This window comes from Prosthecodimorpha staleyi (assembly GCF_018729455.1).
In the GTDB taxonomy this organism is placed as follows: domain Bacteria; phylum Pseudomonadota; class Alphaproteobacteria; order Rhizobiales; family Ancalomicrobiaceae; genus Prosthecodimorpha; species Prosthecodimorpha staleyi.
In genome coordinates this window covers 32978-46392 of record NZ_JAHHZF010000019.1, presented here as the reverse complement: position 1 = coordinate 46392, position 13415 = coordinate 32978, and the positions used below count along the sequence as shown (strand labels likewise).

Genomic DNA, 13415 nt, shown 5'->3' with positions numbered 1-13415 from the left:
ACCCGACTTGATCGGCGGCCCTGACGGGCCTTGTCCGGGGATGCAGCCGCGGGTTCGGAACCGAAAAGATGAGACCTGTCGAGCCACGTCTGACGCGCGTCGGGTGAATCACCGAACCGCTTCGTCGCGTCACTCCCGACCCCGCTATTTCCAGAACTCCCACCAGCGCCGGCCGCCCGGCGCCGGGACGCCCGGCTTGGCGCCGTCGGCGGCCTCGGGCTCCGAGTCGTACTCGGGCAGGTCCACGCCGTTCTGTTGGCCGTCATCGCCATAGAGTTCGAATTCGTCGCCCTGGACACGGGCGCCGAGCGCTCGCGCGATCGCCGCCATCTTGATCCGGATCGCCTGGTCGGAATTTTTGACGACGATATTGCCGGCACCAAGCCTGAACCGGACCAGATCGTCAGGCGACTTTGCGTCTGGATGGGATGTCCAGACGGCGAAGCTCTCATCTTCGAACCGCAGAATGACGCCGCCGTCGTAGGAATCCTCCCAAAAGCCGTCCAGCCGCATGTCCGGATCGGAGGCGACATAGGCCTTCCACTCCTCAAGTGTAATGTCGTTCGCGTCGTCCAGCCAGACGCGGCGTCTGGTGATGTGAATGTCGTACCCCATCCAGTCCCCCTCATGCCTGCGCCGCTTATCTGACCTGCACGGCACCGTCCCGCATCGACCGGCTTGACCCGGTCGGCGGCGCGCTGCATGGCTCTCGCCGGCCCGATCTCCGGAGACAGCACGATGAGCGCCACGTCCCTCGACATTCTCGCCTTCGGCGAGCCCATGTTCGAGTTCAACCATACCGGCGAGGGCCGTCAATGGCTCGGCGGCTTCGGCGGGGACACCTCCAATGCGGCGATCGCGGCGGCGCGGCTGGGGGCGCGGGTCGGCTATTTCACCGGGCTCGGCGACGATGCCTTCGGCAAGGACTTCCTGGCGCTCTGGGCGCGCGAGGGGGTCGATGCGAGCCGGGTGAAGATCGATCCGGCCGCCCATACGGCGGTCTATTTCGTCACCCACGGGCCGGACGGGCACGCCTTCTCCTACTTGCGCGCCGGTTCGGCGGCGAGCCGCGTCGGCCCGGCCGACGTGCCGGCGGCTCTCGTCGCCGGCGCCCGGGTGCTGCATGTCTCGGCGATCAGCCAGGCCATCTCGGCCTCGGCCTGCGACGCCGTCTTCGCGGCGATCCGCACCGCGCGCGAGGCCGGCCGGCTGGTCTCCTACGACACCAACCTGCGCCTGAGGCTCTGGCCGCTCGACCGCGCCCGCGCGGTGATCGAGGCGACCGCGCGGCTCACCGACATCCTCCTGCCCGGCCTCGACGACGCCAGGCTCCTGACCGGCCTCGACGATGCCGACGCCATCTGCGACCACTATCTGGCGCTCGGCGTCAAAATCGTCGGCCTGACGCTCGGCGCCGAGGGCTCGCTGGTCGCCACGGCCGAACGGCGCGATCGCATTCCGTCGATCGCCTGCCGGCCGGTCGACGCGACGGGGGCAGGCGACGCCTATGACGGTGCCTTCCTGACCGAATATCTCGCCCATGACGACCCCTTCCGCGCCGGTCGCTTCGCCAATGTCGCCGCCGGCATGTCGACCGAGGGCTACGGCGCGGTCGACCCGCTGCCGACCCGCGCCGCCGTCCTCGCCCGGCTCGGCTAGGTCTTCGGTCGGTTCGGCCGGGCCTCCCGGGCGCGGCCGGATCCGTCGGTCGGCCGAACCGCTCGCCCGCATCCACCCCCGCATCCCGTCAGGAGCCTTGCGATGAATGCCGCCCCCTTCGTCATCGTCGGCGCCGGCCAGGCCGGCTTGCAGCTGGCCGCCTCGCTGCGCCAGAACGGCTATGACGAACCGATCCTGCTGGTCGGCGACGAGGGCCACCTGCCCTACCAGCGCCCGCCCCTGTCCAAGGGCTATCTGAGCGACGGCAAGACGCCCGACAGCCTGTTCCTGCGCCCGGAAGCCTTCCTGACCCAGAACCGGATCGACTTTCTCGGCGATCGCCCGGTCGCCGGGCTCGATCTCGCCGGCGGCCGGGTGGCCTTCGCGGATGGCGGCAGTCTGGCCTTCTCGCGGCTGGCGCTGGCGACCGGCACGCGCAACCGGCCGCTGCCGGTGCCGGGCGCCGATCTCGACGGCGTCACCGGGCTCCGGACCATCGCCGACGCCCATGCGCTGCGCGATGCGCTCGCCGCGGCCGAGGATGTCGTCGTCATCGGCGCCGGCTTCATCGGCCTGGAGGTCGCCGCCACCGCCGCCAAGCGCGGCCATCGGGTGACGGTGATCGAGGCCGCCGGCCGGGTCATGCAGCGCGCGGTCTCGCCGGAGATCTCCGCCTTCTTCCAGGCGAGCCACGAGGCCGCCGGGGTCCGCTTCCGGATGCCGGCCGGGGTGGCGCGGATCGTCGGCGAGGCCGGCCGGGTCGCCGCGGTCGAGACGGTCGCGGGCGAGCGCATCCCGGCGAGCCTCGTGGTGGTCGGCATCGGGGTCGTCCCGAATGCGGAACTGGCCGCAGCGGCCGGCCTCGCGGTCGGCAACGGCATCGTCGTCGACCGGCATCTCGCCACCGCCGACCCCCGCGTCTTCGCCCTCGGTGACACCGCATTGCATCCAAGTCGCTGGGCAATGGCACCGGTGCGCATTGAATCCGTACAAAATGCCACCGACCAGGCCAAGAGCCTCGCCGCCTGGATCGCCGGCGGCGATCCGGTGCCCTACGAGGCCGTGCCGTGGTTCTGGAGCGACCAGGGTCCGCTCAAGCTGCAGATCGCCGGGCTCGGCCAAGGCATCGACCGGACGGTCACCCGCGGCACACCCGAGGCCGGCGCCTTCTCGGTGTTCGGTTTCCGCGAGGGTCGCCTCGTGGCGGTGGAATCGGTGTCGAAACCGGCCGACCACATGATCGCCCGCCGCCTGCTCGATGCCGGCGCCGACCTCAGTCCCGAGGAGGCTGCGGACCCGGGATTCGACCTCAAGGCCCGTGCGGCCGCCGCAAAATGAGCCCTGCCGAAACCGACGCTTGATCCCGATCAATTGCGGTTCCGGCGAATCGTGGGATCAGGAGACGCTTGGTCTTCCTCCCCGAGCCGCCTAGCAAAGGCCTGCCGCAGTTCCCGTACGGAACTCATCGCGGCGGGCCTTTTTGTTCTCGCCCCCGGCTTCCCGCCCGTTCATCAGGTCTTACCAAAAATCAAGGTGGCCGAGCCGCCTCCGGCCGATACCCGTCGAAGCCGATTGCTCATGACGGGGGTCCCATGTTCGACGCCTTCACCAAATCGGCCGCGCGCAATATCTTCTATGGGGGATCGCTGGTCTTCCTGGTGATATTCGCCGGCCTGACCGCGCACAGTCACTACTACATGGTGACCAAGTCCACGGCGTCCGCACCGCTGACCGAAGCGGTCGCCCGCGGCAAGCGGGTCTGGGAAAAGAACGCCTGCATCGACTGCCACACGATCCTCGGCGAGGGCGCCTATTTCGCGCCCGAGCTCGGCAACGTCTTCATCCGCTACGGCGGCGACAAGGACCCGGCCGGCGCGCGCGAGACGATCAAGTCCTGGATGCAGGCGCAGCCGACCGGCGTGCCCGGCCGGCGCCAGATGCCGCAGTTCAACCTGACCGATCAGGAGCTGGACGATCTGGCCGCCTTCCTGGAGTGGACCGCCAAGATCGACACACAGGGCTGGCCGCCGAACGTCTCCGGCTGACAGGTCCCGTCCCGGCCGCACGCCGTCCGGCCGTCCCGTTCCCGACCTCTCGGTCAAAGACATCGTGGTTCTGACCTCCGGGACGGATGCCGATCATCCGTACCGGTCGAACCACCAGGAGGGTCCCATGAAGTATCAAACCCAGCGGGTAGCCCTGGCCTATTTCGCCGTCGCCCTCGCGCTCTTCGCCATCCAGGTAACGGCCGGTCTTCTGGCCGGCTGGATCTATATCGTGCCGGATACGCTGTCCGTATTGCTGCCGTTCAACATCGTGCGCATGCTGCATACCAATGCGCTGATCGTCTGGCTGCTGCTCGGCTTCTTCGGCGCCGCCTACTATCTGATCCCGGAGGAGAGCGAGACCGAGATCTACTCGACCCGGCTCGCCTATCTGCAGCTGGTCATCCTGGTGGTCGGTACGCTCGGCGCCGTGGTCGGCTATCTGTTCCGCATCCATGAGGGTCGCGAGTTCCTGGAGCAGCCGCTCTGGGTCAAGCTCGGCATCGTCGTGGCGGCGCTGATCTTCCTGTTCAACGTCACCGTCACGGTGCTGAAGGGACGCAAAACCGCCATCACCAACGTCCTGCTGCTGGGGCTCTGGGGCATCGCGGTCTTCTTCCTGTTCGCCCTCTACAATCCGGACAACCTCGGCGTTGACAAGCTCTATTGGTGGTATGTCGTCCACATCTGGGTCGAGGGCGTCTGGGAACTGGTCATGGCGGCCATCCTGGCCTTCCTGATGCTCAAGATGACCGGCGTCGACCGCGAGGTGGTCGAGAAGTGGCTCTACGCCATCGTCGCGCTGTCGCTGTTCACCGGCCTGCTCGGCACCGGCCACCACTATTACTGGATCGGCGCGCCGGGATACTGGCAGTGGGTCGGCTCGATCTTCTCAAGCCTGGAGATCCTGCCCTTCTTCGCCATGGTGCTGTTCACCTTCGCGATGGTCTGGAAGCGCCGGCGCGAGCATCCCAACAATGCGGCCCTCCTGTGGAGCCTCGGTTGCGCGGTGCTGGCCTTCTTCGGCGGCGGCATCTGGGGTTTCATGCACACCCTGCACGGCGTCAACTACTATACCCACGGCACCCAGGTCACCGCCGCGCACGGTCATCTCGCCTTCTTCGGCGCCTATGTCTGCCTGAACCTGGCGATCATCACCTATGCCATGCCGCACCTGCTCGGCCGGGCACCCTACAACCAGGTGCTCAACATGATCTCCTTCTGGATCATGGCCGGCGCCATGTCGTTCATGACCTTCACGCTGACCTTCGCCGGCGTGGTCCAGGTCCATCTGCAGCGCGTGCTCGGACAGGGCTTCATGGAGGTGCAGGACCAGTTGGCGCTGTTCTACCAGATGCGCTTCGGCTCCGGCGTCGCGGTGGTGATCGGCGCCATCCTGTTCCTCTATTCCGTGCTCGTCCCGCGCCGGGCCGAGGTGATCGGCCGCGGCCCCGACGCCCCCGCCGCCACGCCGGCCGAATGAGGGGATGCCCACATGAACGCGCCCCTTCTGTTCCAGAACGCGAAGGCGGCCCCCGCGGGGGCCGCCACCGGCCCCGCGGTCTCCGTTGCGGGGGACCAGACCCCGGCAATCCCCTACTACCGCCCGATCGGTTCGGAATGCGCGCTGTTCGAACGCGCCTTCCGGCTGCGGCTGCCGCTCCTGCTGAAGGGTCCGACCGGCTGCGGCAAGACCCGCTTCGTCGCCCATATGGCGGCCCGGCTCGGCCTGCCGCTCGACACCGTCGCCTGCCACGACGACCTGAGCGCCGCCGATCTGACCGGCCGCTTCCTGCTCAAGGGCGGCGAGACGGTGTGGACGGACGGGCCGCTGACCCGCGCGGTGCGCCGGGGCGGCATCGCCTATCTCGACGAGATCGTCGAGGTGCGCAAGGACGTGACCGTCGTGCTGCATCCGCTGACCGACGACCGCCGCCTGCTGCCTCTGGAGCGGACCGGCGAGACGCTGGCCGCGCCGGACGACTTCATGCTCGTCGTCTCGTACAATCCGGGCTACCAGAACCTCCTGAAATCACTGAAGCCTTCGACCCGCCAGCGATTCCTGTCGATCGCCTTCGACTATCCGCCGCCCGTGGCCGAGGCCGAGATCGTCGCTGCCGAGACCGGCCTCGACCTCGACCGCTGCCGCCCGCTGGTCGCGCTCGGCGGCCGCCTGCGGGCCCTCAAGGGCCAGGATCTCGAGGAGGGCTGCTCGACGCGCCTCCTGGTCTATTGCGCCATGCTGGTGCGCGACGGCGCCCGCCTGGAGGACGCGATCGAGGCCGCGCTGATCGAGCCGCTGAGCGACGACGAGGATGTCAAGCAGGGCCTGCGCGACCTGGTCGTCGCGGTCTTCGGCTGACGAACGGCACAGGCGAGGCGCGGCGATGGACTGGCATTCCCTGCTCGAACCGGAAGAGACGGTCGGCAAGCTCTGGCACCGGGTCTTCGCCGGCCGGGCGACGCTGCCGTGCTTCGAGGCCGAAGCGGTCGCCTTCGAGACCGTGCGCGGGTCGATCGGTCCGCTGTTCCGCGGCCTCGGCGGCCCGCACGCGATCGAGATCAAGGCCGCCGAGGCGCGCACCTCGCATCATCGCCTGAGCCTCGCCCAGCGGCTCGGCCGCGACGACGAGCGCCTCGCCGGCGCCCGACTGACCGGCGACGCCTTGCTGCTGCCGGCGCGCATCGCCCAGTTTCCCGACCGCGCGCTGAACCGTCAGGCCTATCTGTGGCTCGCCGGCTATGCGGTCGCCGGGGCCGCGATCGGGCGATCGCGCGACCCCGACCCGCTGCGCGACGACATCCTGGCGCTGCGCCACGCCCTCGCGGTGACGGCTGCCGTCGAAACCCGCTTTCCGGGCCTCGCCGCCATCGGCCGCCGCCTCGCCGCCGCCGCCCTGGCGCTGCGCCCGGACCGCCGCCTGCCGCCCTGCGAGATGGCCGTCGAGGCCGCCATCCGCCACGCTCTCGGCCGAACCGCGCCGCCGCTCGACACCGCCATCGTCGGCTGCGTCTTCGCGCCCGACCGCGGGTTCGGGGATCTGAAGGCACCCGTCGGATACCGCCCCTTTCTCCCGATCATCCTGTGGGGCGAGATCATGCCGGATGCCGTTCGGGCTCCCGGACCCGCGGACCCTTCCGATGCCGACGAGACGCCGGGAACCGGCCGCACGCCGGAGGGCGCCGCCAAGCAGGCGCAGCGGCGCCGGCACGATCAGGTCGACCGCCCGGATCCGTTCGTCGCCCATCGCTTCGAGAAGATCCTGACCTGGGCGGAATTCATGAACATCCACCGCGACGTGGAGGATGACGACGAGGACAGCGCGCGCAAGGCCGCCGAGGATCACGATCATCTGGCCCTGGCGCGCCTGCGCAAGAAAGCGTCGACCCGGCTCGCCTTCGACCTCGATCTGGCACCGGAGGACATCGCCCACGGCCGGCTCGCCGGCACCCATCTCTATCCGGAATGGGATTGCCGGCGCGCCGTCTACCGGCCCGACCATGTCCGCGTGCTCGCCGGTCCGGCCGAGGCGGCGGCCGAGGGACGCTGGACGCTGGACCCGGCCGCCGCCCGGCGCATCCGGGCCGTGCGCCGGCGCTTCGAGGCGCTGGCGGGCGGGCGCGAGCGGTTGCGCGCGCGGCTCGACGGTGCGGAACTCGACACCGACGCGCTGGTCCGCTCGCTCGCCGACCTCAGGGCGACCGGCGCCGGATCGGACCGGGTCTACGAGTCGGTCCGCAACACCGCGCGGGACCTCGCCGTGACGGTCCTGGTCGACGTGTCGCGCTCGACCGAAGCCTATGCGGACGGGCTGCCGGTGATCGAGGTCGCCCGGCAGGCGCTGGTCGCCTTCACCGAGGGACTGACGGCGGTCGGCGACGCGCACCAGCTGCTCGCCTTCTCGTCGCTGCGGCGCGACCGGGTGCGGGTCGACCGGATCAAGGATTTCGATGAGATGCTGGGTGCCGCCGTGCGGGCGCGCATCGGCGGGCTGAAGCCCGGCCACTATACCCGCCTCGGCGCCGCATTGCGCCATGCCGCGACGGGGCTGGCCGCGCGCGGCGAGCGCCGCCGGCTGCTAATCGTGCTGACCGACGGCAAGCCCAACGACCTCGACCGCTACGAGGGTCGCTACGGCATCGAGGATACCCGCAAGGCGGTCGACGAGGCACGCGCCAAGGGCATCGCCGTGTTCGGCATCACCATCGACCGAGAGGCGAGGAGCTATTTCCCGCGCATCTTCGGTGCCAATGCCTTCGCGGTGGTCGGGCGGCCGGGCAAACTGATCGATGCCCTGCCGCGCCTCTACCGGCACATGGCCGGGTGACGATCGATCCGATCGATCGACCGTACCGGTCGCACGACCATGCCCGTCGCATACCGGTGCGCTATTGCCGCTCGATCACGAAGCAGCCGTACCAGCGTTCGCCCTTGATCTTCGGATCGGCCGCGCAGCGCTTGACGACGGCGAGATCCTCCTCCGTCCGCCACTGCATGTAGGGGCCGATCAAAAAGCGCTCCTTGCCGCCCGGCGAATTGCCGAAGCGGTCGATCTTGCCCTTCAGACCGGGTTCGAGCGCCAGGATGGCGTCGTGCAGCGTATCGTCCTTGATGAAATTGTCGGGCAGTTGATCGAACGGACCGTCATAGTAATTGTTCACCGCCGCGTTGGAGGCATAGATGCCGATCAGGATCTTACGGTCGCGGTAGCGGTCCCGATAGAGCGCGAAGCCGGTCCGGTTGCCGATCAGGATGCGCGGCGAGATGCGCGAGGCGCGCCAGGCCTCCGCAGCGGGGGCCTGCTCGTTCAGGATATAGTGGAAGAGCTTCTGGTCCTTGTTCCAGACCAGATAGAAGGGCAGCCCGGAATCGTCGAGCACCGGCCCGACATAGACCTCGGTCGGGCGCAGGAATCCCTCCGGCGGACGGGTCTCGGAGAGGTCGTTGAGCGCGAATTCGACCGCGGTGCCGCGGAACGTGACCCGGTAGACGAGTGGCGCCAGCTTCTCGACGGTGACGCCGTCTTCGGCCCCGAGCAGGCGATGGTTGACCCTGCTCTCCGCCGCCCACTCCGTGTAATCCTCGAAATAGGCGAAGTTGACCAGACCACGGTCGCGTTCCTGCGGGTCGAGACGCAGGTTTCCGGCCCATTTGACGTGGTCGTGCCAGAACCAGAAATAGTAGTAGTTCTCGGTCGGATGGACCTTCACGCGCGCCGGCAGGCTCTTCAGCACGAAGTCGAGCACCGCAAGCGGGTCCCTGGTGTCGATCGACGGCGCCCGCGTGGCGTCGTCGATCATCTCTTCGTTGGTGTGGAGCTTCGGCCAATCGGGCCGGGCATCGGCCGCGACGGCGGCGCTGGCGGCAACGAGCGCCAGGGCGATGAGGCCGGCGGCTCCGGCGAGAAGCATGCGAGAAAGCCACATGGGCGGGGACCATCGCGAGGGCGTCGGCGCCGCGCATGGGCCGATCGCCGGATTGGAGCCGGAGACCCGAACGCACCGGCTCGGGTCCCCTCGATCACCTGAGAGAGAGGAAGCCCCCCGGGGCCGTCGCCAGCCCGGGGCCGTCGCCGGCCCGGGGGGCCTGGTCCTGGACGGGGGGCGGCGCCGGATCGCGACCGGTCCGGCGCCATTTTCACTCAGAACAGCTTGCCCTTGCTGGCCGGCTTGCTGTGGCCGCCTCCGCCGCCGAACCCGCCGAAGCTGCCGCCACCGGATTTCTGCGGCTTGGAGAAGCCGCCGAAGCCGGACGGTGCCGCATGGCTGTGGCCGCCGCCGAACGAGCCCTTGCTCGCCTGCTTGGAATGCCCGCCGCCGCCGAAAGGCACACCGCCGCCGCCGCTGCTGCCGCCGCCGAAGGAGCCCTTGGAGGCCTTCTTGGCATGGCCGCCGCCACCCCCGAAGGGAGCCGGTCCGAAGCTGCCGCCGCCCGAGGAGCCCTTGCTGGCCTTCTTCGAATGGACCGGGCCGGCATCGTGGCTGTGGCCGCCGGTCTGCGGGCCGGTGATACCCCGGCTGGCCGCCTTCGAATGGCCGCCCGAACCGCCCCGACTGGCGGACTTGCTGTGCACGATGGTCGGACCGTGATCGTGGCTCGGCCCGATCACCGGACCGCGGCTGGCGGCCTTGCTGTGGACGATCGGGCCGCGGCTCGCCGCCTTGGAGTGCACGATGACCGGACCGGTCAGCGCAGCGCTTTCCGCCGTGCTGTGGCCGCCGCGGCTGGCCGCCTTGGAGTGACCCGTCGTCGTGCCGCGGCTCGCCGCGACGGTGTGGACGATGGTCGGCCCGGTGGTCGCCGCCGCGCTGGCCGCGGTCGAATGCAGTGATCCGCCGCGCGACTGGACCACGGTATGGCCCTTCGGTCCCTTGTCGTCGCCGGTGCGCTGGCTCTGGCTCAGGAGCCGGTTGTGGCGGATGTCGCCACCCTGACCGGACTGCCCCTGACCGCCCTGACCGGACTGGTCGTCGTGGCCGTCCTTGCCCTTGCCCTTGCCCTTGTCCTTGTCCTTGTCCTTGCCGAGGAAGCCCAGGCTCGCCCGCTTGTCGTGGAACGGGTTGCTGGACGGATCATGGCCGGCCGAAGCCGCCTTGAAGTGCGACTGGGCGCGAGTGTGATGCTGATCGCCGAAGCCGCCCGCCGCCAGCGACTCGCGCCGGCCATGGGTCGATCCGGCCTTGGCATGGGACCGGTCGAGCGCATGCAGCGACTGTGCCTTGGTATGGGACAGAGAGCGGGCATGGATCGAGCCGTCGCGGCGGTGCGTCTCGCGCCGGTCGTGCAGCGAGCCCCAACGATCATGCGACTCCTTCTTGCCGTGGATCGAGCTGAACCGGTAGTGCGAGCGCTCGACCTTGTGGATCGAACTGCCGCGATAGTGCGACATGGCCAGCGAGTGGAACGAGTCGAACCGGTCATGCGACAGGCGCAGGTCGTGCTGGGGCGGGAAGGAGCCGTCCCGGCGATGGGTGCGCACGCGGCTGTGCCAGACAGAACCCCAGCGGGCGTGGGTTTCGGCACGATCGTGCAGGTCGAAGGGCGGCAGGACCACCGATCCCCAGCGCAGATGGCTCTGCCAGGGATTGTGGGCCGGGCTGTCCCAGCGCCGATGGGTCTGCCAGCGGCTGTGCTCGACCGATCCGAACCGGCGATGGGTATCGCGGCGCGAATGCCCGTCGAAGACCGGCGGCCGCGGCGGAACGCGGAACGGCGCGCAGGCCAGATCGTTCTGCGGATCGTTGTCGCCGATCATGCGGGCGAGGCCGCCGAACAGGGCTTCGGTCAGGCGCGGCCCGATCCGGCCGGTCTGCGGCAGCCGCATGTCGCGCTCGAAGCGCTGGATGGCGGGCTCGATCGCGAGCTCCCGGCGCTGCAGATAGCCCATCAGGATCAGAACGTTGCGGGTGGCGAGCTGGATCGCCGGACCGTCGTCGGGATCGGCGAAAGGCCATTCCAGCGCGATGCAGTTCTGCAGGTCGATCGGTGCACGCACCAGGATCGCCTCCGGCATGCGGATGCGGATGCGCAGCACGATGTCCTCGCCCGGCTGCAGCGTCACGGTCGGGCGGAAGCAGAAGAGCGCGTCGATCACGTCGCACATCCACGGATCGGCGGGCGTGAAGGAGACCAGTTCGGCGCCCTCGGGGATGAAGTCGCGGATGAAGATCGGCGCCACCCAGGTGCCCTCGCCGATCGCCGAGATGGTGACCGTGAAGCTGCAGATGCCGTCGAAATCGCACTCCTCGAAGCCGGTCTTGCGGATCCAGAGGTCGACCGGCCCGCGCACGATCTCGGCCGGCGGCGGGGGCGGCGGCACGGCGGCCGCCTGGCCCTCGCAGGGCTGCCAGATGGCGATGTCGCCGATCATGGTGGCGTCGTTGCGGGCGAGTTCGGCCGGGTTGGGCTTGCCCTCCGCGTCGACATTCACGTCGGCGTCGATCATGTAGGACTGTGCCGGGCCGTCCGGATTGGTGACGCGTCCTTTCACGGGATAGACCCGGAAGGCGCCGTTCGGCGCCAGTTCGGCGAAGGCCGGCTCCGGCGTGCCCTGGATGCCGTGCACCTGGCTGTCGTCGTCGAAAGCGCCGGTGCCGGGATTGAAGCAGGGACCCTCGGGCGAGCAGAGATGGTCGCCGGCCATCCACAGGCTCTGGTTCGCGCGCGTCGGATCGACCGCGCCCTTCTCGTCATAGCCGTAGCCGAAGGCCGCGGCGCCGGACGCGCCGGCGCGCAGGAAGGGCTGCACCGCCGGCGGCTTGCGTTCGGAGAAGCCGACATCGTAGCGGCCGACCGCCTTCCAGGCGCCGTCCTCGCCCATCTCGTAGCGCAGCACGCGCGATTCCCGCGGCGTGGCGAAGGGCTCCTCGGCGTCGAGGCCGAGATTGCGCAGGCCGCCGCGCTCGGACAGGATCATGATGCCCTGGTCGATGCAGTCCGGAAAGGCGATGTCGGCGACCGGCCAGCTCGGACCGGCCCGGCGGAAATCGTCCTGGCCGACGAAGAATTCGGGCACCTCCAGCTCCCGCCGGACGCTCGACCGGTCGAAGCCGCCGTCTGGGCCGAGCCGCACGGACCACACCGTGCCGGTCTTCTCGGTCTCGGGCAGGTCGGCGAAGCCGGGCGCGCCGAGCGGCAGGCCGCTCCAGACCGCATAGTAGAGCCGGGTCTCGCGCTGCGTGCCGACAGTGCGCACGGCGAGCCCCCAGATGCGGCGGCGCGGATCGGCGATGTTCCAGCAGGCCGGCGTCTCGGTGAAGCGGCCCTCGGCGCAATCGTCGATGCGGGCACGGCTGGCCGGATCGAAGGCGACCGGCGGCAGAGCGGCGTTGCGCCCGGCCGGCACGTCGAAATAGGCGGCACGGCCCTCGACGCCGTGATCGAAGCGGCCGAGATCGCGACCGTCGAGCGACAGGCGGTGGATCATACCGGTCTCCAGGTCGGAGACCAGCAATTGCCGATGCGCCTTGTCGAAGGCGATGTTGCCGAGCGCGGCGGCGCTGTTCGGCCGGCCGTCGAGCGTCACGGTCGCCAGCAACTGGGGCGCATAGTTGCGCCGCGCATCGAGCTTCCAGACCGCACCGGGACCGGCACCGCCCGGTCCCCACTGCCCCGGCAGCCAGTCGCGGCCGTCCTCGGTGCGATGCAGGCCGAAGGCCGCGGTCGCCGTCAGATAGACGTTGGGCGGCGACTGGTCGTCCAGGGCGACGCCATAGACCTGCCCGACATCGCGGGCGGTGACCGGCAGGCGCTGCGGCTCGTCGATCCAATGCTGCCCCTGCGCCGGAAAGCCCGGATTGCGCAGGTCGACAATGCTGCCGACGGTCCCGTCGAGATCGATCATGGCGCGTCCGCCGGCGCCGGCTGCGGTTCCGGAAAACCGGGTCAGGAAAGCCTCGCCGGGCCGCATCGGCGTGGTGTCGCCGCCCTGCGCCCAGACCGGAGGGGTCAGGCCGGCGAGGGCGGTGAGGCCGGCGGCGATGGCGAGCGTTCTGAAGCGGGCGCGACGCGGCGGCCGCTCCGCTCGTGCCTGTTCGGCGCGGGTCGTCAGCATGGCGGGTCATTTCCTCGGTTCGCCTCGTGCCCGAGGGGTCGGGATCGAGGGATGTCCTTGTCGGCCGCATGGTTGCAGCCGGGCTTCTTGTCATGCGTCCGGCACGTCGCTGAGCCCCGCCGACCGGCAAGGGCGCGCGCCGTCCGTACATGCGTCC

Annotated in this window: 9 protein-coding genes; 6 read left to right on the top strand and 3 right to left on the bottom strand. The window is 69.8% G+C overall.

What is annotated here, in order from left to right; all coding sequences use genetic code 11:
* Window positions 1–144 precede the first annotated feature (144 nt).
* Entirely contained in the window at window positions 145–615 is a 471-nt protein-coding gene (locus KL771_RS26805) for a hypothetical protein (protein WP_261971583.1), read from the bottom strand.
* Between the two features lie 123 nt (window positions 616–738).
* Here KL771_RS26805 and KL771_RS26800 point away from each other — a divergent pair, with 123 nt between their 5' ends.
* The 6 genes from KL771_RS26800 (at window position 739) to KL771_RS26775 (ending at window position 8032) form a co-directional block, all read left to right on the top strand.
* Window positions 739–1659 carry a sugar kinase gene (locus KL771_RS26800; protein WP_261971582.1) on the top strand — a complete coding sequence of 307 codons (921 nt, stop codon included), beginning with the start codon at window positions 739–741 and terminating at the stop codon, window positions 1657–1659.
* 102 nt (window positions 1660–1761) lie between these two features.
* Window positions 1762–2997, top strand: coding sequence for an NAD(P)/FAD-dependent oxidoreductase (locus KL771_RS26795; protein ID WP_261971581.1), 1236 nt, complete (start codon window positions 1762–1764; stop codon window positions 2995–2997).
* Between the two features lie 254 nt (window positions 2998–3251).
* On the top strand, window positions 3252–3704 hold the full coding sequence (locus KL771_RS26790) for a c-type cytochrome (RefSeq protein ID WP_261971580.1): 453 nt from the start codon (window positions 3252–3254) through the stop codon (window positions 3702–3704).
* A 127-nt stretch (window positions 3705–3831) separates the two neighbouring features.
* Window positions 3832–5187: a cbb3-type cytochrome c oxidase subunit I gene (locus KL771_RS26785; protein WP_261971579.1), complete on the top strand. Its 1356-nt coding sequence runs from the start codon at window positions 3832–3834 to the stop codon at window positions 5185–5187.
* 12 nt (window positions 5188–5199) lie between these two features.
* Window positions 5200–6066, top strand: a complete 867-nt coding sequence (locus KL771_RS26780; protein WP_261971578.1) for a CbbQ/NirQ/NorQ/GpvN family protein — start codon at window positions 5200–5202, stop codon at window positions 6064–6066.
* Between the two features lie 25 nt (window positions 6067–6091).
* Window positions 6092–8032, top strand: a complete 1941-nt coding sequence (locus KL771_RS26775) for a nitric oxide reductase activation protein NorD (protein ID WP_261971577.1) — start codon at window positions 6092–6094, stop codon at window positions 8030–8032.
* Between the two features lie 61 nt (window positions 8033–8093).
* Here KL771_RS26775 and KL771_RS26770 read toward each other — a convergent pair whose 3' ends face one another.
* Window positions 8094–9116, bottom strand: coding sequence for a hypothetical protein (locus KL771_RS26770; protein WP_261971576.1), 1023 nt, complete (start codon window positions 9114–9116; stop codon window positions 8094–8096).
* Between the two features lie 230 nt (window positions 9117–9346).
* Window positions 9347–13258: a hypothetical protein gene (locus KL771_RS26765; RefSeq protein ID WP_261971575.1), complete on the bottom strand. Its 3912-nt coding sequence runs from the start codon at window positions 13256–13258 to the stop codon at window positions 9347–9349.
* Window positions 13259–13415 lie beyond the last annotated feature (157 nt).

What these genes read in the sequence shown, in the direction of transcription:
- KL771_RS26800 (WP_261971582.1), top strand. Translation starts at nt 739, where the DNA reads ATGAGCGCCACGTCCCTCGACATTCTCGCCTTCGGCGAGCCCATGTTC.
- KL771_RS26765 (WP_261971575.1), bottom strand. Translation starts at nt 13,258, where the DNA reads ATGCTGACGACCCGCGCCGAACAGGCACGAGCGGAGCGGCCGCCGCGT.
- KL771_RS26795 (WP_261971581.1), top strand. Translation starts at nt 1,762, where the DNA reads ATGAATGCCGCCCCCTTCGTCATCGTCGGCGCCGGCCAGGCCGGCTTG.
- KL771_RS26785 (WP_261971579.1), top strand. Translation starts at nt 3,832, where the DNA reads ATGAAGTATCAAACCCAGCGGGTAGCCCTGGCCTATTTCGCCGTCGCC.
- KL771_RS26770 (WP_261971576.1), bottom strand. Translation starts at nt 9,116, where the DNA reads ATGCTTCTCGCCGGAGCCGCCGGCCTCATCGCCCTGGCGCTCGTTGCC.
- KL771_RS26805 (WP_261971583.1), bottom strand. Translation starts at nt 615, where the DNA reads ATGGGGTACGACATTCACATCACCAGACGCCGCGTCTGGCTGGACGAC.
- KL771_RS26775 (WP_261971577.1), top strand. Translation starts at nt 6,092, where the DNA reads ATGGACTGGCATTCCCTGCTCGAACCGGAAGAGACGGTCGGCAAGCTC.
- KL771_RS26790 (WP_261971580.1), top strand. Translation starts at nt 3,252, where the DNA reads ATGTTCGACGCCTTCACCAAATCGGCCGCGCGCAATATCTTCTATGGG.
- KL771_RS26780 (WP_261971578.1), top strand. Translation starts at nt 5,200, where the DNA reads ATGAACGCGCCCCTTCTGTTCCAGAACGCGAAGGCGGCCCCCGCGGGG.